General features: G+C 72.8%; 14 protein-coding genes. 6 read left to right on the forward strand and 8 right to left on the reverse strand.

Going from position 1 to position 17,611, the window contains the following annotated elements; all coding sequences use genetic code 11:
- Positions 1-21: 21 nt before the first annotated feature.
- Positions 22-621, forward strand: a complete 600-nt coding sequence (locus tag ACQ1X7_RS00475; RefSeq protein WP_432476181.1) for an ACT domain-containing protein — start codon at positions 22-24, stop codon at positions 619-621.
- Between the two features lie 13 nt (positions 622-634).
- Here ACQ1X7_RS00475 and ACQ1X7_RS00480 read toward each other — a convergent pair whose 3' ends face one another.
- The gene (locus tag ACQ1X7_RS00480; RefSeq protein WP_432476182.1) at positions 635-1,081 is read right to left on the reverse strand and encodes a nitroreductase family deazaflavin-dependent oxidoreductase; all 447 of its coding nucleotides are present in this window, start codon (positions 1,079-1,081) and stop codon (positions 635-637) included.
- Positions 1,082-1,147: 66 nt separating this feature from the next.
- Here ACQ1X7_RS00480 and ACQ1X7_RS00485 point away from each other — a divergent pair, with 66 nt between their 5' ends.
- Complete coding sequence (locus tag ACQ1X7_RS00485; RefSeq protein WP_432476183.1) at positions 1,148-2,065, forward strand: 1,4-dihydroxy-2-naphthoyl-CoA synthase; 918 nt, start codon at positions 1,148-1,150, stop codon at positions 2,063-2,065.
- On the opposite strand, the gene ACQ1X7_RS00490 is transcribed toward ACQ1X7_RS00485, so the two are convergent.
- Positions 2,059-3,228 (reverse strand): MFS transporter, encoded by a 1,170-nt coding sequence (locus tag ACQ1X7_RS00490; RefSeq protein WP_432476184.1) that lies wholly within the window; start codon positions 3,226-3,228, stop codon positions 2,059-2,061. The two genes, ACQ1X7_RS00485 and ACQ1X7_RS00490, sit on opposite strands and share 7 nt — an antisense overlap.
- A 129-nt stretch (positions 3,229-3,357) precedes the next feature.
- Between ACQ1X7_RS00490 and ACQ1X7_RS00495 the strand changes: the two genes are divergently transcribed.
- Complete coding sequence (locus ACQ1X7_RS00495; RefSeq protein WP_432476185.1) at positions 3,358-4,026, forward strand: HAD-IA family hydrolase; 669 nt, start codon at positions 3,358-3,360, stop codon at positions 4,024-4,026.
- Between the two features lie 18 nt (positions 4,027-4,044).
- Here the strand turns inward: ACQ1X7_RS00495 and ACQ1X7_RS00500 are convergent, their stop codons facing one another.
- Positions 4,045-4,749 (reverse strand): DUF4386 family protein, encoded by a 705-nt coding sequence (locus ACQ1X7_RS00500; protein ID WP_432476186.1) that lies wholly within the window; start codon positions 4,747-4,749, stop codon positions 4,045-4,047.
- A gap of 159 nt (positions 4,750-4,908) precedes the next feature.
- Here ACQ1X7_RS00500 and ACQ1X7_RS00505 point away from each other — a divergent pair, with 159 nt between their 5' ends.
- Together ACQ1X7_RS00505 and ACQ1X7_RS00510 are read left to right on the forward strand one after the other, a co-directional pair.
- The gene (locus ACQ1X7_RS00505; protein WP_432476187.1) at positions 4,909-5,610 is read left to right on the forward strand and encodes a CPBP family intramembrane glutamic endopeptidase; all 702 of its coding nucleotides are present in this window, start codon (positions 4,909-4,911) and stop codon (positions 5,608-5,610) included.
- Between the two features lie 69 nt (positions 5,611-5,679).
- Positions 5,680-6,369 carry an NAD-dependent deacylase gene (locus tag ACQ1X7_RS00510; protein ID WP_432476188.1) on the forward strand — a complete coding sequence of 230 codons (690 nt, stop codon included), beginning with the start codon at positions 5,680-5,682 and terminating at the stop codon, positions 6,367-6,369.
- A gap of 62 nt (positions 6,370-6,431) precedes the next feature.
- On the opposite strand, the gene ACQ1X7_RS00515 is transcribed toward ACQ1X7_RS00510, so the two are convergent.
- Positions 6,432-7,196, reverse strand: coding sequence for a TetR/AcrR family transcriptional regulator (locus ACQ1X7_RS00515; protein WP_432476189.1), 765 nt, complete (start codon positions 7,194-7,196; stop codon positions 6,432-6,434).
- A gap of 93 nt (positions 7,197-7,289) precedes the next feature.
- On the opposite strand from ACQ1X7_RS00515, the gene ACQ1X7_RS00520 reads away from it, so the two are divergent.
- Entirely contained in the window at positions 7,290-9,491 is a 2,202-nt protein-coding gene (locus ACQ1X7_RS00520; RefSeq protein WP_432476190.1) for an MMPL family transporter, read from the forward strand.
- 44 nt (positions 9,492-9,535) lie between these two features.
- Here the strand turns inward: ACQ1X7_RS00520 and treY are convergent, their stop codons facing one another.
- The 4 genes from treY to ACQ1X7_RS00540 all read right to left on the reverse strand — a co-directional run bounded on the left by treY (position 9,536) and on the right by ACQ1X7_RS00540 (position 17,595).
- Positions 9,536-13,657: a malto-oligosyltrehalose synthase gene (gene treY / locus ACQ1X7_RS00525; protein ID WP_432476191.1), complete on the reverse strand. Its 4,122-nt coding sequence runs from the start codon at positions 13,655-13,657 to the stop codon at positions 9,536-9,538.
- Between the two features lie 196 nt (positions 13,658-13,853).
- On the reverse strand, positions 13,854-14,366 hold the full coding sequence (locus tag ACQ1X7_RS00530) for a hypothetical protein (protein ID WP_432476192.1): 513 nt from the start codon (positions 14,364-14,366) through the stop codon (positions 13,854-13,856).
- Complete coding sequence (glgX, locus tag ACQ1X7_RS00535; RefSeq protein WP_432476193.1) at positions 14,366-16,543, reverse strand: glycogen debranching protein GlgX; 2,178 nt, start codon at positions 16,541-16,543, stop codon at positions 14,366-14,368. Before glgX ends, ACQ1X7_RS00530 begins: the two co-directional genes overlap by 1 nt.
- A 71-nt stretch (positions 16,544-16,614) precedes the next feature.
- Positions 16,615-17,595: a M15 family metallopeptidase gene (locus ACQ1X7_RS00540; RefSeq protein WP_432476194.1), complete on the reverse strand. Its 981-nt coding sequence runs from the start codon at positions 17,593-17,595 to the stop codon at positions 16,615-16,617.
- Positions 17,596-17,611 lie beyond the last annotated feature (16 nt).

A 17,611-nucleotide genomic window follows, 5' to 3' on the forward strand; every position in this document is an offset into this window, starting at 1 on the left:
CTCGGCCGATATCGTCGAGCCATGCCCTACCTGCTCCGCGTCTGCCTCCCCGACGTCCCGGGGTCGCTGGGGCGCGTCGCGACGGCGATCGGTGAGGCCGGCGGCGACATCGAGGCGATCGAGATCGTCGAGAAGCGCTACGACGGCACCGCGGTCGACGACGTCTTCCTCGAGATGGTCGATGGTGCGATGCCCGACTCGGTGGTGTCCGCCTGTGTCGGGCTGCCCGGCGTCGAGGTGCTCTGGATCAACCGCTACGCGGCGGGCGGCAACGTGTTCCTCGACCTCGAGGCCGTCGAGGACCTCACCGCCAACCCGGACCGGGCCCCCGACCGGCTGGTCGAGCTGCTGCCCGTCGTGTTCCGCTCCGACTGGGGGGCGCGGGTCCACCGCGAGAACGGCGTGGTGCGGGCCACCGCGGCCGCCCCGGACGGCCTGGCCTGGACCCAAGTCGCCGAGCCGGGCGAGGTGGCCGGCCCCGACGAGGACCTGTGCGTCGCCTGCCCGCTCGGGTCCGACGAGGTGCTGCTGATCGGGCGGCGCGGCGGTCCGGAGTTCCTCGACTCCGAGCTGGCCCGGTTCGAGCACCTCGCCAACCTGGCGCGCTCCATCTCCTCCTGACGGGCGGTGCCGCTCAGTCGGCTCGCTCGAGCAGGAAGACGGGGATCATCCGGTCGGTCTTGCGCTGGTAGTCGCCGTAGGTCGGCCAGGTCTTCACGGCCCGCTCCCACCACTCGTCCCGCTCGGTGCCGTCGGGCAGCTCGCGCACGGTGTAGGTCGCCTTGTCGGGGCCGTCCTGCAGGTCGACCTCCGGGTGCGCGCGGAAGTTGTGCGCCCAGACCGGGTCCTCCGGACCGCCGCCGTACGACGCGACCGCGAGGTAGCGGCCGTCGTGCTCGACCCGCATCACCGGGTTCTTGCGCAGCTTCCCGCTCTGCGAGCCGACCGAGGTGATCACCACGATCGGGTCGCCGGTCCGCGCCAGCACGTTCGCGCGGGCGCCGTTGGACGCCTCGAACTCCGCGACCTGCTCGCGCACCCACTGCTGGGCGCTGGGCTCGTACTCGCCTTGGAGTGCCATGTCCTCCACAACACCGTGCGGCCGGTGAGGATTCCGCGCGACACGCGGGGCGATAGCGTGCGCGCCATGACCGCGATCGACGGGGTGTCGGAGACCTTCGACCCCGAGCAGTGGGACGACGTGCCGGACTTCGACGACCTGACCGACCTCACCTACCACCGCGCCCGGGCGCACGGCACGGTCCGGGTCGCCTTCGACCGGCCCGAGGTCCTCAACGCGTTCCGGCCCCACACGGTCGACGAGCTGTTGCGCGTCCTCGAGCACGCCCGCACCTCCTCCGACGTCGGCTGCGTGCTGCTCACCGGCAACGGGCCCGGCGCGAAGCACGGCAAGCGCGCGTTCTGCACCGGGGGCGACCAGCGGATCCGGGGCCGCGCGGGGTACGAGTACGCCGAGGGGGAGACGGCCGAGACCGTCGACCGGGCGAGGCTGGGGCGGCTGCACATCCTGGAGTGCCAGCGGCTGATCCGGTTCATGCCGAAGGTCGTGGTGTGCCTGGTCAACGGCTGGGCCGCCGGCGGCGGCCACAGCCTCCACGTGGTGTCCGACCTGACGCTCGCCAGCGCCGAGCACGCTCGGTTCAAGCAGACCGACGCCGACGTCGGGTCGTTCGACGGCGGCTTCGGGTCGGCGTACCTGGCCCGCCAGGTGGGGCAGAAGTTCGCCCGCGAGATCTTCTTCCTCGGCGACGAGTACGACGCCTCCGACGCCCACCGGATGGGCATGGTCAACAAGGTGGTGGCCCACGCGGAGCTCGAGGCCGAGGCGCTCGAGTGGGGCCGGAAGATCAACGGGAAGAGCCCGACCGCGCAGCGGATGCTCAAGTACTCCTTCAACCTGATCGACGACGGCCTGGTCGGCCAGCAGCTGTTCGCCGGCGAGTCCACCCGGCTGGCCTACATGACCGACGAGGCCCAGGAGGGGCGCGACCAGTTCCTCGAGAAGCGCGAGCCCGACTGGTCGCCGTTCCCCTGGTACTACTGAGCTCGGGCGAGCGCCCGGCCGGCCAGTCCGAGCACGGCGAACCCGAGCGTGTAGAGCAGCCACCCGCGCGGGCCGAGCGCGATGACGAGCGTGACCAGCGCCGGCCCGGCCATCATGCCGAGGGCCTGTCCGGTGCCGTAGAAGCCCTGGTGGGCGCCGGGCGCGCGGGCGTCGGCCAGCTCGAACGAGAGGGAGAAGCCCGCCCCCGAGGTGAGGATCTCCCCGAGCCCGTGCGCCACGCCGCCGAGGACCAACACCACGGAGGCGACCACCGGACCGCCCCAGGCCGCGGCGGCGTACGCGATCGTCGCGGTGGCCAGCAGAGAGCCACCGGTGAGGAGGGCCCGCCCGGCGCGGTCGACGCGTTCGAAGCCGCGGTTCAGCCTCACCTGGAGCAGCACCACCAGGGACGTGTTGAGCACGAGCAACCCGCTGACGAGGGCCACCGGTGCCTCGGTGCGCGTCACCAGCCAGATGGGCAGCCCGATCTCGATGACGGCGAAGTGGGTGACCAGAGCGCCGTTGACGCAGGTCAGGCCGAGGTAGCGCCGGTCCCGCCACGGCCGGTGTCGCGGCGTCTCGACCCGGTCGTCGCCAGTCTTCCGCGCCGTGGGGACGTGGTCGACGGGCATGCGCAGTGCCAGCACCGCCGCGACCAGGTAGGTGAGTGCGGCCGCCGTCATGGCGTAGCGGAAAGCATGGACGCCGCCGTCGAGCAGCACCACGGCGGCCGCTCCGGAGCCGAGTCCCATGCCGAGGTTCGTCGCGACCCGCATCCGGGCGCGGGCGGTGGTCCGCTCCGGCCCGACGAAGGCCCGGGCCACCAGGGTCTGCCGGGCGGTCGCCGACCCGCGGTTCATCCCGCTCTCCAGACCCGCGAGCATCCCGAAGGTCAGCAGGGAAGAGGCCCAGGGGAGGACCAGCAGCGCTCCTGCCTCCACCGTCATGGTCAGCGCGATGAGGTGTCGGGCCGGGACGTGGTCGGCAACGAACCCCGCCACGGAGGACGCCACGACACCGACCCCCGCGGCCAGCGTGAGGGCGAGGCCGACCCCCTGCACGCTCAGCCCCACCACCTGGGTGAAGTACAGGACCGAGACCGCGAAGAACACGCCGCGACCGGTCGTGCTGACCAGGGTCAGGCCGAGCAGCAGGCGCAGCACGCCGCGCTGCTTCCCGTCGTGGTGGTGGACCCGGGTGGGGCGTCGGGCAAGGTGGACACGGCGCTCCTCTACAGATGTCGAGCCGCTACTCTACATCTGTCGAGAACGCGTTGGAGCAGGGAGGTCGTGGTGTCGACAGGAGCTCGACCCGACGTCGTGGTGCTGGACCTCGACGGGGTCCTCCGCCGCTGGGACCCGGCGATCATGGGCCGCGCCGAGGCGCGAGCCGGCCTGCCGGAGGGGGCCCTGGTCGCCGCCGCGCTCGACGACCACGAGCTGCTCCGGGACGCCGTGACCGGAGTCCTGTCCGACGGGGAGTGGCGGGCCGAGATCACCCGCCGGCTCGCTCGCCGGTTCGGGGCCGCGGCTGAGGACGCCGTCGCCGCCTGGTCCCACCCCGCGGGCGAGGTCGACCACGACGTGCTCACCCTGGTCAGGGAGGTGCGGGTCGCGGTGCCCGTGGCGCTGTTCAGCAACGCGACCACCCGACTGCCCCGCGACCTCGACACGCTCGGACTGGGAACGGAGGTGGACGTGGTCATCAGCTCCGCCGTCCTCGGCCTGGCCAAGCCCGACCCTGCCGCCTTCGTCGAGGCCGCCCGCCGCTGCGGCCGAGCGCCGGGGGACTGCCTGTTCGTCGACGACTCGGCCGCGAACGTCGCCGGCGCGCGGTCGGTCGGCATGGACGCCCACGAGTTCACCTCACCGCCGGCGCTGCGTGCCCTCCTCGTCGCGAGCGGGCTGATCGAGGACCGCCCTCCGGGGACCCGACGAGGTACCGAGCTGCCCGCTGGGTGAGGCGCACCCCGCCTCGGCTCAGTGATCCGGCCCGGTGGGAACCGGGTCACCCCGCCACAGGCCCGCGGCCGTGAGCAGGAACCAGATCAGCAGCGCCGCCAGGCCGGCGACCCAGGCCAGCTCGAGGCCCACGGCCGCGAGCTCGAAGGAGCCCAGGAGCGAGCCGATCGTGGCCACCAGGCCCGTGTAGCCAGTGATCCGCCACAGCCTCGTCCGGGCCCCCAGCATGACGAGGCTGGCGGCGCCCACGGCCAGCCCGAACGCCAGCCGAGCCAGGGACGTGAGGGTGTCGCCGAGCCACAGGAGCGTCGTGGCGTCGGCCGCGAGCACCTCGCGCAGCGCGCTGTCGGCGTCCGGCCACGACTCCAGGGTGGAGGCGCCGATGGCCACCTGGGTGGCGTCGGCGCCGGCGCTGAACGCGGCGCCGAGGATCGCGAACCCGAGGGCCAGCCGCAGGGGCGACCGGCTGTGACGGGACAGCGCCTCTCGCAGGGCGACGAATACCGGGACCACGAGGAACGCCAAGGCAGTGAAGAGCACCACCGAGACCAGGAAGCGCTGGCGGTCCGCCGACGCCTCGTCGAGGAACGCCACCACCTCCTCGCGCGGCGAGGTCGACGAGGTGAAGGCCACCTGGGCGGCGACCACCGCGAGCACCACCAGCACGGAGGCGACCGAGCCGAGCCTGACCCATCCGCGGCCGTTCCTGACCTGGTCCTCCACTGCCCCTCCCGGGTCTCGACGCGTCCCCGAGAGGTCGCCTGAGCGTAGGTCGGGTCGCGCGCCCTGTGCCAGCGTCGTTCGGACCCTGCGGACGGGGCTTCCGGCCCTGCCCCTCGTGCCGCGGGACCGGGTGTGCTGGGGCCGGAGGTCGTGCGGTCGATGACGGACGCCAGGAGGCTCGAGAGGACGCCGGGCAGCCGTCCGTCGGTGGCGGTCCGGCGGCGGAGGTGGCGGCTCGTCACCGTCCTCGAGGTCGTCGTCGCGGCCGTCGCGGTCCTGCTCGACCTGTGGCTGCCGACCCTGGTGCTGCTGGCGCTCGCGGGGGTGTCGCTGCTGGTCCGCCGCCGGGGCCTCGGGTCGCTGGGCCTGCGCCGGGGTCCGCGGCCGGTCCTGGCCCTGAAGATGCTCCTGCTCGCGGCCGTGTGGTCGGTGCTCCAGCTCGGAGTGGTCCTGCCCGTGGTCACCCGCCTCTCGGGGGACGAGCAGGACCTCAGTGGCTTCGGGGGCCTGGAGGGGAACGTCGGGATGCTGGTCGCGCTGCTGGTCCTCAGCTGGACGTTGGCGGCTTTCGGGGAGGAGCTTGCCTACCGCGGCTACCTGTTCACCCGGCTGCGCGAGGCGGCGGGCGACGGTCGGGTCGGTGTCCTGGCCGGTGTGGTCGGCTCCTCGTTGCTCTTCGGCCTCGCCCACGCCGAGCAGGGAGTCGTCGGGATCGCCGTCGTCACCGTCGACGCCGTCGTGTGGAGCGTGCTCCGGATCCACTACCGCACCCTCTGGGCCTCGATCCTGGCCCACGGGTTCAACAACACGATCGGCTTCGTCACCTTCTTCCTCGTGGGACCCGTCGCCCCCCTCTGGTAGCCCGGAGCCGCGCCGGCGTCGGTGAGATCATGGCCGGGTCGTGGCCGCGGTCCGGGAGGTGGTGAGGGCGTGCGCGTGCTGGTCCTCACCGGCGCCGGCATCTCCGCCGAGAGCGGCCTGCCGACGTTCCGGGACGCGGACGGGCTGTGGGAGGGGCACGACCCCACAGCGGTGGCGACGCCCGAGGCGTACGCCGCCGACCCCGACCTGGTGCACCGGTTCTACGACGAGCGACGCGCGGCCCTCGCCCGGGTCGAGCCCAACGCCGCCCACCGGGCCCTCGCACGACTCGACCAGCACCTCGGCGACGACCTGCTCGTGGTCACCCAGAACATCGACGACCTCCACGAGCGGGCGGGCTCGCGGCACGTGCTGCACATGCACGGCCGGCTGCGCTCGGCGTGGTGCACGGCGTGCGACGAGCGGAGCCACTGGACCGGGTCGCTCGGTGACCGGCCACCCTGCCCGGCGTGCGGCCGCCCGTACCTCCGGCCTGACGTGGTGTGGTTCGGCGAGGTGCCGCACGGCATGGAGCAGATCGAGCGCGCGCTGTGGGCGGCCGACCTGTTCGTCTCGGTCGGCACGTCGGGTGTGGTCTACCCCGCCGCGGCGTTCGTCCAGTACGCCGCCGCCCAGGGCACCCGCACCCTCGAGCTCAACCTCGACGCCAGCGACACCAGCGACGACTTCACCGAGTCGCGCCGCGGCCCTGCCACCTCGCTCGTCCCCGCCTGGGTCGACGAGCTGTTGGGTGGATAGCTGGACGCCACCATCACGGTTTCGGGTCGCCGCACGATGATTTCGGCGTCCAGCTATCCGAATCAGCGGGCGATCTCGGAGCGCAGGAGCGACCGGTAGCGCTGGCGGTCGGCCTCGTCCACCCCGAGCCGGGGGAGCCAGGCGGCCGTCATCTCCTCGAACAGGGCACCGCTCTCGATGATCCGCGGGTCGAGGTGGCCGAAGACCTCGAGGGTGACCGTCCCGTAGAGCGTCGCCCAGGCCTGCTGGAACACCCAGAGCAGGCCCTGGTGCCCGTCGGGCACCGCGTCCGGGTCGATGGGCACCAACGGTTCGCGCAGGGTCTCGGCGAGGTCGGGATCCAGGTCGTCGAGGTCGGGGTGAGGGAAGTCGTACTGCTCCCACACCGCGACCAGCAGCCCGTTCATGTAGTGACCCGAGGTGGCGGCGGTCAGCAGCTCTCGCCGCACGCACGCGGTGTCGGCGACCGGGTTGGCGAAGACCAGGCTGAACTCCGACCGGTCGCGCAGCGCCCACCGGCGGAACGCGACCGCGGCGCAGATCAGCTGGGCCAGCGGGTCGTCGTCGGGCTGGGTCGCGGCCGCCGCCCGGAACTCCTCGGTGGCCGCCTTGTCGATCTCGAACGCCACCAGGTCGACCAGCTCCTGGTAGCTCGCCACGTAGCGGTAGAGCGCCGGCGCGGTCATCCCCATCCGCGACGCGACCGCCCGCAGCGACAGGTCCTCACCGGCCCGGAGCAGGTCGCGCGCCGACCCCACGATCTCGTCGTACGTCGCCTCCCGCTGCCGCTCGCGGCGGGTCAGCGGCGGCGTACCGGTGTGGGTCACGCGGGTGGCTCCTCGAGGGGTCGGCGGGCCTTGACGCGGGCAGTTTACACCGTTTACGGTTTACACCGTTCACTTTCCTGAAGGGTGTGTCCCATGGCCGGTCGGAAGAGTCTCGATCGCTGGAGCGGGTTCCTGGTCCGCCGACCCGTGGCCGTGCTGCTCGCCGCGCTCGCGCTGACCCTCGCCGCGGGCGCCTACGGCGCCGGCGTCTTCGGATCGCTCTCGCAGGGGGGCTTCGACGACCCGGACACCGAGTCGGCGCAGGCGCTGGCGCGCGAGCGCGAGACCGTCGGCAACCACGGCGTCGACGTGGTGGCCATCTACTCCAGTGACGACCTGCGGGTGCAGGACCCCGAGTTCCGGCAGCGCGTCGAGGACACCCTGGCCGGCATCCCCGAGGGCACGACCACCCAGGTGGTCACCTACTACGACACCCGGTCGCCCGACCTGGTCAGCCGCGACGGCCACAGCACCCAGGTGCTGATCTCGCTCGAGGGCGAGTCGCAGGACGACTACCTCGACAGCTTCGACGAGATCGCCGACGACCTCGAGGCCGAGGGGCTCCAGACCGACCTCGCCGGCACCTTCGCGATCTTCCAGGACGTCAACGAGTCCACCGAGCAGGACCTGCGCCGGGCGGAGACCATCTCGCTGCCGGTCGTGGCCATCCTGGCCGTGCTGATCTTCGGCAGCCTCGTCGCCGCCTCGATGCCGGTCCTGGTCGGGGCCCTGGCCGTGGTCGGCGCGATGGCGGTGATCCGGCTGCTGACCCTCGTCACCGACGTGTCGATCTTCTCCATCAACGTGATCACCCTGCTCGGCATGGGGCTGGCGATCGATTACGCCCTGTTCGTCGTGAGCCGGTTCCGCGAGGAGCTCGCCCTCCGGCCGGTGGACGACCCCACGGCGGTCGGGGACGCGCTGACCACCACGATGCGCACCGCCGGACGGACCGTGCTGTTCTCCGGCCTGACCGTCGCCGCGGCGATGTCGTCGCTCCTCGTCTTCCCGCAGGCGTTCCTGCGCTCCATGGGGTACGGCGGGATCGCGGCCGTCCTGGTCGCGATGATCGCCGCCCTCACCGTGCTCCCGGCGACGCTGCGTCTGCTCGGCCGACGGATCGACCGCGGCCGGGTGTTCCGGAGGCGCCGTCCGGTCGCCGACGGCACGGGTGCCTGGGCGCGGATCGCGGCCGGCGTGATGCGCCGCCCGGTGCTGGTCCTGGTCGCCGTGACGGTCGGCCTGCTGGTGCTGGCCTCGCCGTTCCTCGGGGTGAAGTGGGGTTCGGTCGACCACCGGATCCTGCCCCACGACGCCCCGTCCTACGTCGCCACCGAGAAGCTCGCCGACGAGTTCGGGTCGGAGACCTCGACCGCGACGATCGTGCTCGACGGCACCGACGCCCGCGACGTCCGGGCCTACACGAGCGACCTCGAGGCGGTCGACGGCGTCACCGCGGTGCAGCCGGTGGCGGAGGACGGCGACGTGACCCTGCTCCGGGCGTCGTGGGACGGCAACTCGCAGACCCAGGCGTCCCAGGACCTGCTCGTCGACGTACGCGCGGTCGAGCCGGCGACCGGCGAGGCGCTGGTCGGCGGCCTCACCGCCGAGACCGTCGACCTCGAGGCCTCGCTGGCCGAGAACCTGCTGTGGATGGGCCTGGTCGTGCTCGTCGTCATGGTGGTGCTGCTCTTTCTGGCCTTCGGGTCGCTGGTGCTGCCGGTCAAGGCGATCGTGATGAACGCGCTGTCGATCACCGCGTCGTTCGGCGTGGTCACCTGGATCTTCAGCGACGGCAACCTGGAGGGCCTGCTCGACTTCACCTCGCAGGGCTTCCTCGACCTCACCAACCCGATCCTGATGCTGGCCATCCTGTTCGGGCTGTCGATGGACTACGAGGTGTTCCTGCTCTCCCGGATCCGGGAGCAGTGGGACGCGACCCACGACAACGACCTCGCGGTCGCGACCGGCGTCCAGAAGACCGGCGGCATCATCACCTCGGCCGCGCTGCTGCTGATGGTGGTGATCGGGGCGTTCTCCTTCAGCGACGTGCTGTTCATGAAGATGATCGGCGTCGGCATGCTGGTCGCCATCGCGATCGACGCGACCGTGGTGCGGGCACTGCTGGTGCCGGCGACGATGAAGCTGCTGGGCGAGTGGAACTGGTGGGCCCCCGGCCCGCTCCGCCGTTGGTGGGAGCGCTACGGCTTCCGTGAGGAGGCGCGACCCGTCAGTCCAGCAGGTTCAGATGCGGGTGAGCCGTCACCAGTGCAGGTTCCCGAGCTGCAGAAGTGACGGCTCGGCGGGTGTCGAACCTGCACAAGTGACGGGTCGGCGATTCACACGGGTTCGCCCGACGGGGTGGCGGGCCGGAGCAGGACACCGGTGTGGGCCGGGAGCCGGAGCCGGTCGGCCACGACCGACCCGACGGCCAGGTCGGCGCCGGGAGTCGCGAACGCGACGGCGTAGGTCACCCCGTCGGCGAGCGGCAGCTCCACCGGCCGGTCGCCGAAGCACGCGGCGACCACCACGGCGTCGGGGCCGGCACCTCGCCGCACCAGGAGCCACCGGTCCTCCTCGTCGACCTCGGCCGACGTGGCCCGCAGGTCCGGGTCGGTGAGCGCGGGCAGCGTCCGGCGCAGCTCGGCCAGCGCGCGGTAGACGCCGAGCAGGGTCCGCCCGCGCCGGGACGCCGGCTCGGACCAGTCGAGCTTCGACGCCGCGAACGTCGCGGGGTCCTGCGGGTCGGGGACCTCCACGTCGCCCCAAGCCATCCGGGCGAACTCGCGCCGACGTCCCTCGGTGACGGCCCGGCCGAGCTCCTCCTCGGGGTGGTCGGTGAAGAACGCGAACGGCGTCGAGGCGCCCCACTCCTCGCCCATGAACAGCATCGGCGTGAACGGCGACGCCAGGGTGACCAGGGCCGCGACGGCCAGCTGGTCGTCGTCGAGCTGGGCCGTGAGCCGGTCGCCGCGTGCGCGGTTGCCGACCTGGTCGTGGTTCTGGTTCGCGACGACCAGCCGCCACCCGGGGGTGCGGGGGTCGAGCGGTGCGCCGTGGTCGCGGCCGCGGAACGACGACCAGGTGCCGTCGTGGAAGAAGCCATCCTCCAGCACCTTCCCCAGCGCGCCCAGCGGTTCGAAGTCCGCGTAGTAGCCGTCGGTCTCGCCGGTGAGCGCCACGTGGAGCGCGTGGTGGAAGTCGTCGCTCCACTGCGCGTCGACGCCGAGTCCGCCGGCCTCGCGCGGCGTGATCACGCGCGGGTCGTTCAGGTCGGACTCGGCGACCAGGAACAACGGCCTGCCGACGTACGCCGCCAGCGCGGCCACCTCGGTGGCCATCTCCTCGAGCAGGTGCGTCTCCGACTCGTCGACCAGCGCGTGCACGGCGTCGAGCCGGAGCCCGTCGGCGTGGAGGTCGGTGAACCAGCTCCGCACCGAGTCCAGGACCAGCCGCCGCACCTCGTGGCTCCCCTCGCGGTCCAGGTTGACCTGGTCGCCCCACGGGGTGTCGCCGTCGACGAGGTACGGGCCGAACCGCGGCAGGTAGTTGCCCGAGGGCCCGAGGTGGTTGTGGACCACGTCCTGGATCACGCCGAGCCCCCGGGCGTGGCAGGCGTCGACGAAGCGCTGGTACGCCGCGGGGCCGCCGTACGGCTCGTGGACCGCCGACCAGAGCACGCCGTCGTAGCCCCAGCCGTGCTCGCCGTTGAACGCGTTGACCGGCATCAGCTCGACGAACCCGACCCCGAGGTCGACCAGGTGGTCGAGCCGCTCGGTCGCGGCGTCGAGGGTGCCCTCGGGGGTGAAGGTCCCGACGTGGAGCTCGTAGATCGTCGCGCCGGCGAGCGGTCGGCCGCGCCAGTGCTGGTCGGTCCAGCCGAACGCGGCAGCGTCGAAGGTGACCGACCAGTCGTGGACGGACCAGGCCACCCGGCGCGCGCGGGGGTCGGGGAACGGGCCGTCGCCGTCGAGCAGGTAGCCGTAGCGGCAGTCCGGCTCGAGCGCCCGGGGCGGCAGCGGTCCGGCCGGCCGCCACCAGTCGTCCGGGCCGCGCGTCATCGCGACCACCCCACCGCCGTCGCCGTCGACGACGAGCCGCACCTGGTGCGGACGCGGGGCCCAGACGTCGTACGGTCCGCGTCGTCGTGGCTGCTCCGGCAGCGCCACCAGGAGCGCGACCGGGCCGTCGGGGAGCAGCTCGCCCACGGGGACGCGGCCGGTGCTGCGCACCACCCGTCCGGACAGCTCGTCACGCCAGCGACCCGCCGGCAGCGCCAGCTCGGTGTCGCCCCAGCCGCCGCGCCGGGCGAGGCCGCGGGGGAGCCGGGTCACGACCGTGACCGCGCCGCCGCGGTCGAAGGCCAGCACGTGGTCGGCCGCGTCGCCGCTCGCGTCGAGGGCGGCGTACGTCGTGAACAGCTCGGGCCGGTCGCGACGCAGCCGCAGCGCCTCGCGGACCAGGCGCAGCTTGGGGTGGTCCGGGCGGTCCTGGGCCACCAGCCGCCGCCGCTCGTCGAAGTCGACCGGGCGCCGGTTGTCGGGGTCGACCAGGCTGTCCTCGCGCAGCTCGGAGCCCTGGTAGACGTCGGGCACCCCGGGCATCGTGAGGCCGAGCAGCTTCGCGGAGAGCGCGTTGCTGCGGCCGGCGTCGCCGACCTCGAGGAGCACCTCGTCGAGCACCGCCCGCACCCGGTCGTTGTCGAACGCCGCGTCGACGGCGGCGTGCACCGCCTGCTCGTACGCCGGGTCGGGGTCGGTCCAGGTCGTGCGGTCGCCGGCCTCCCGCATCGCCTTCTCGGCGTACCCGTGGAGGCGATCCCGCAACGCGGGGTCCTCCGACCACGAGCCGATCACCGCCTGCCACAGCAGGTTGCCGAACCCGGCGTCCGGCAGCGGGGACAGCTCGAGCAGCCGGTCGAGGGCGTGCTCCCAGACCTCCGGGACCTCGGCCAGCACCGCGATCCGCGCCCGGACGTCCTCGGCCCGCTTGGTGTCGTGGGTCGAGGCGGCCGTCATGGCGTGGGGGCGCTCGGCCTGGCGGGTCGCCATCGCGGCGTGGAAATCGTCCGGCGCCACCGCGAACTCCGACGGGTCGCCGCCGACCTCGTTGAGCGAGGTGAGCCGGGCCCAGCGGTAGAAGGCGCAGTCCTCGACCCCCTTGGCCATCACCATGCCGCTGGTCTGCTGGAACCGCTGGGTGGCGCCGGCGGCGCCGTCGCCGAGCACCGGGGCGACCGCGTCGAGGACGCCGGTGAGGTCGGGCCGGTGGCGCCGGGCGGCGGCGAAGGCCTGCTCGAGGTGGTCGCGGCCCTCGGGCAGGTAGGAGCGGTAGACCGGGAAGCAGGCGAGCAGCTCCGCGACGGCGTCCACGAGCGCGTCCTCGGTGACCTCGCCGACGAGCGGCCGCAGCTCCCGGGCGATCCGGCGGGTCTCGGTCAGCAACGTCGTGTCCGCCACCGTGCGCTTGGTGCCGTGGATCAGCGCGGGCCAGTCGACGGTCTCCCCGCGGAGCCGGTCCTCGAGCGCGCCCAGCGGCGCCTCTCCGGCGGGGTCGGTCAGCACCCGGTCGACGAGTGCGAGGGCGTCGTACCCGGTCGTCCCGGCGGTCGCCCACGCGTCCGGGAGCCGCTCACCCGGCTCGAGGATCTTCTCGACCAGGACGTAGGCGCCGCCGGTGAGCTCGGCGAGGTCGTCGAGGTACTTCGCGGGGTCGCGCAGCCCGTCGGGATGGTCGATCCGCAGCCCGTCGACGAGGTCGTCGGCGAACCAGCGGGCCACCTCCTCGTGAGAGCGCGCGAACCACTCGGGGTCCTCGACCCGGATCGCCGCGAGCGTGCTGATCGAGAAGAACCGGCGGTAGTTGAGCTCGGCGTCCCCGCGACGCCAGGACACCAGCCGGTAGTGCTGCCGGGAGTGCACCGCGTCGGCGTCGGTCTCCTGGGGGCCGGCGGTCCCGGGCGCCAGCGGGAACCGCTGGTCGTGGTAGTGCAGCTCGCCGGCCAGGAGTCGCAGGTGGTGGATCGAGCCGTCGTCGCCGAGGTCGTCGTCGCCGACGACGGGCACCAGGATCCGGCCGTCGCCGGCCTCCCAGTCGATGTCGAAGGCGTCGGCGTACGACGACTCCGGGCCGTGGGTGAGCACGTGCCACCACCAGGCGTTCTCCCACGGTCGGGCGATCCCGACGTGGTTCGGGACGATGTCGACCAGCACGCCCATGCCGAGGCGCCGCGCCTCGCTCGACAGCGCCGCCAGGCCCGCGGCGCGGCCGCGGCTCGGGTCGATCGCCGAGTGGTCGGCGACGTCGTACCCGTGCTCGCTGCCCGACTCGCTGGCCAGCACCGGGGACAGGTAGACCCAGTCGACGCCCAGGTCGTGCAGGTAGGTCAGCGTGCGCGCGGCGTCGAGGAGGTCGAAGTCCTCGGTGACCTGGAGCCGGTAGGTGCTCGCTGGGATGCGCACGGGCGTCATCCTCGCAGCCGCTCCGCGCCGCCCTGGGCGAGCCCCGGTTCTGATACAGCCTGTTCCCGATCCGGGGGTGGAGTCTCCCGACGTTTTGGAACGCTCTGTTCCACTACGTCGTCGGAGTGGGGGTGCCTTTCCGGCACCTCCTGTTCCACATGCCGGGCCCGGCCGTGTCACCACTGCCTGCGGCGGCTCACCCGAGCAGCAGGTAGCCGGCAGCGAGGAGGGGGCCGGGAGCGCAGACCAGCGCGGTGGCCAGGGCGGACCGACGGCTCGCGGGTCGGGTGCCCAGCAGGACGGCGTGGATCGCGACGCCGATCGGCAGCGCGCACGCGACGGGCACGGCAGCCGCGAGCTGGGCGGAGCCCAGCAGCCCCGCCAGGAGGGCCAGACCGGCGACGGCCACCCAGCAGACGGCTGCGAACCCGACTGCCAGCAGCCACCGCCAGCCGGGGATCGCTGGCCGCCGGCCGCCCGGCAGCCCGGACACGACCACGAACACGCCGGTCGCGACCAGCGCCGCGCCGGCGCTCCACAGCCACCACATCGCGCGCCACCGTGCCGGGTCCTCCAGCGTGCCGCACGGAGCGAGCTGGCAGGCGGCTCCGCCGTAGAAGACCTCCGGCTGGTTCGGTGCGACGAGCCCGGCGGCCGCCGCGAGCGTCGCGCCGAGCGCCCAGGTCGACCAGCCGAGACGGCTCGCCATCAAGCGCCGTTGCCGGACTGCGCCTTGATCGACGCCGCGACCGAGTGGTCGGGCTCGACCTCGGGGGCGGTGTGCTGGCGCAGGACGACGACGCTGCGTCCGGCGAGCTCGACGACCGCGCCGGCGGGGTGGGGGCGGTCGTCGCCGACCGCGTCACCGGTGTCGATGACGACGTCCCAGGCGGCGGCGTACTCCTCGGAGGGGAGGGTGGCCGACACCGGCTCGGCGCCGGCGTTGAACCACAGCAGGAAGTGGTCGTCGGTGACCGGGTTGCCCGTGGGGTCGGTGCCGGGGATGCCGTGGCCGTTGAGGTACATGCCGAGCACGGCGCCGCCGTCGGCCTGCCAGTCCTCGCCCTCCATCGGGGTGGCGTCGACGTCCAGCCAGACGATGTCGTTGAGCCGCGTGCCGTCGCCCGTGCGCACCGTGGTGCCGGTGAAGAACCGCTTGCGGCGGAACGTCGGGTGCTCGGCACGCAGCCGGGCGACGGCGGCGGTGAACTCCACCAGCGGCTGGTCGACCTTGTCCCAGTGCACCCACGACAGCTCGGAGTCCTGGGCATAGGTGTTGTTGTTGCCCTGCTGTGTGCGGCCGAGCTCGTCGCCGTGGAGCAGCATCGGGACCCCCTGGCTCAGCAGCAGCGTGGTGATGAAGTTGCGCTGCGCCCGCGCCCGCAGCTCCAGCACCTCGGGGTCGTCGGTCGGTCCTTCCACGCCGTGGTTCCAGGAGCGGTTGTGGCTCTCGCCGTCGTTGCCGTCCTCGCCGTTCGCCTCGTTGTGCTTCTCGTTGTAGGAGACCAGGTCGCGCAGCGTGAAGCCGTCGTGGGCCGTCACGAAGTTGATCGAGGCGATCGGCCGCCGGCCGGAATGCTCGTAGTAGTCCGCGGAGCCGGCGAGCCGGGAGGCGAAGGTGCCGACCGACGGCTCGCCCCGCCAGAAGTCGCGGACGGTGTCGCGGTAGGCACCGTTCCACTCGGTCCACAGCGGCGGGAAGCCGCCGACCTGGTAGCCGCCGGGTCCGATGTCCCACGGCTCGGCGATCAGCTTCACCTGGCTCACGACGGGGTCCTGCTGCACCATCTCGAAGAACGTGGAGAGCTTGTCGACGTCGTAGAACTCGCGCGCCAGCGTGGCCGCGAGGTCGAACCGGAAGCCGTCGACGTGCATCTCGGTGACCCAGTACCGCAGCGAGTCCATGATGAGCTGGAGCGAGTGGGGCTGGCGCACGTTGAGGCTGTTGCCGGTGCCGGTGTAGTCCATGTAGTAGCGCTGGTCGTCCTCGACCAGCCGGTAGTAGGCCGGGTTGTCGATGCCCTTGAAGCTCAGCGTCGGGCCGAGGTGGTTGCCCTCCGCGGTGTGGTTGTAGACCACGTCGAGGATCACCTCGATGCCGGCCGCGTGCAGCGCCTTCACCATCGCCTTGAACTCCTGGACCTGCTGGCCCTCGCCGCTGGCGGCGTACGCCGAGTGCGGTGCGAAGAACGACAGCGTGTTGTAGCCCCAGTAGTTGCGCAGCCCCTTCTCGAGCAGCGTGGAGTCCTGGATGAACTGGTGGACCGGCATCAGCTCGATCGCGGTGACCCCGATCTTCTGCAGGTGCTCGATGACCGCGGGGTGCGCGAGGCCGGCGTAGGTCCCCCGGTACTGCTCGGGCACGTCCGGGTGCAGCTCGGTGAGTCCCTTGACGTGGGCCTCGTAGATGATCGACTCGTTGTACGGCGTGCGCGGGTGCCGGTCGCCCTCCCAGTCGAAGTAGGGGTTGATGACGACGCCGAGCGTCATGTGGGCCGCCGAGTCGTCGTCGTTGCGGCTGTCGGGGTCGCCGAACGTGTAGCCGAACAGCGACTGGTCCCAGTCGATCTCGCGGGTGGTCGCCTTGGCGTAGGGGTCGAGCAGCAGCTTGTTCGGGTTGCAGCGCAGCCCGCGCTCGGGTTCGTAGGCCCCGTGCACGCGGTAGCCGTAGCGCTGCCCGGGACCCACCTCCGGCAGGTAGCCGTGCCACACGTAGGCGTCGACCTCGGTCAGCTCGATCCGCTGCTCGGTGAAGCCGCCGCGCGGCCCGACCTCGAACAGGCACAGCTCGACCCGCTCCGCGACCTCGCTGAACAGCGCGAAGTTGGTGCCGCGGCCGTCGTACGTCGCGCCCAACGGGTAGGCATTGCCCGGCCAGACCTGCACGGGGGACCTCGTTCCTGGTCGTGGGGGAGTGCGCCTGCTCATGTTGGATCGATCAAAGCCTAACCGGGGGGTCACCGACCGTTCGCACTGAAGTGCTGCCAGTCCTTCAGGCTGGTCCAGTCGCCACCCCACTCCCAGCCGATGTCGGCGAACGCCTCGACCACCGGACCGTCGGGAGTGACCATGCCCGGCCGGACCCGGTCGCGGGCCAGGTAGGCCGAGGCCCGCTCCGGGACGACCAGCCCGTCGTTCGCGTAGGGGTTCTGGAAGGTGTTGACGTCGACGGCGAGCCCGTAGGCGTGCTGGGAGTACGACGTGCCGCCGGTGACCGCCCGGCACACGAAGCCGCCGGTGCCGTTGCCGTCGCCGGTCGGGGGCGCCTCCTCGTCGATCGACTCGACGATCACCACCTGCTCCATCGGGAACCGCGCCTCCCAGAGGCGCCGGAACACCGTGTCGAGGTCGTCGACGGCCGCGGCGTTGACCAGCACCTCGCCGGTGTGCCGCTCGGCGTCGAAGCCCCGGAACGTCAGCCGCAGCCAGGCCAGCTGGTCGCGGGCGACCGGGCAACCGGGCTCCCACGTCGACCGGTCGACGACCCGTCGGGGCGCCGGCGAGACGATGCGTGACGCGTAGCCCCGTCCGGGCAGCATCGGCACCGTGTCGCGGAGGGTGAAGGCGCGGCGGCGCAGCTCCGGCGGCGTCGGCCGCACCACGCCGTACCCGTCCGGACGCTCGGGCAGCTCGCGCTCGGACAGCCAGCGCGGCGGCGTGCTGCCGGCGCCGTACGCCGCCGCGTCGAGCGTGCCGTCGGTGCTCTCCGGTCCGGTGCCGCGGGGCGAGGGGGCGAGGGTCGCGCCCGGGGCACGGTCCTGGGGGCTGGGCTCCGGGCTGGGCTCCGGGCTGGGCTCCGGGCTGGGCTCCGAGGTGGACTCCGCGGTGGACGAGGGGGAGCGCGCCTCCCGCTCCACCGGGTCCGCGCACCCCGCGAGCACGGCGCCGAGCAGCACCACCCCAGCCGCGGCGGTCCGGGCAGCGCGCGGAGTCCTCACGGCTCCGACGCTACGT

It is taken from the genome of Nocardioides sp. GXQ0305, from assembly GCF_050880345.1.
In the GTDB taxonomy this organism is placed as follows: Bacteria; Actinomycetota; Actinomycetes; order Propionibacteriales; family Nocardioidaceae; genus Nocardioides.

Excerpts from the sequence above, each read along its gene's own strand:
- ACQ1X7_RS00475 (WP_432476181.1), top strand. The coding sequence starts at position 22 with ATGCCCTACCTGCTCCGCGTCTGCCTCCCCGACGTCCCGGGGTCGCTG.
- ACQ1X7_RS00480 (WP_432476182.1), bottom strand. The coding sequence starts at position 1,081 with ATGGCACTCCAAGGCGAGTACGAGCCCAGCGCCCAGCAGTGGGTGCGC.
- ACQ1X7_RS00485 (WP_432476183.1), top strand. The coding sequence starts at position 1,148 with ATGACCGCGATCGACGGGGTGTCGGAGACCTTCGACCCCGAGCAGTGG.
- ACQ1X7_RS00505 (WP_432476187.1), top strand. The coding sequence starts at position 4,909 with ATGACGGACGCCAGGAGGCTCGAGAGGACGCCGGGCAGCCGTCCGTCG.
- ACQ1X7_RS00520 (WP_432476190.1), top strand. The coding sequence starts at position 7,290 with ATGGCCGGTCGGAAGAGTCTCGATCGCTGGAGCGGGTTCCTGGTCCGC.
- ACQ1X7_RS00530 (WP_432476192.1), bottom strand. The coding sequence starts at position 14,366 with ATGGCGAGCCGTCTCGGCTGGTCGACCTGGGCGCTCGGCGCGACGCTC.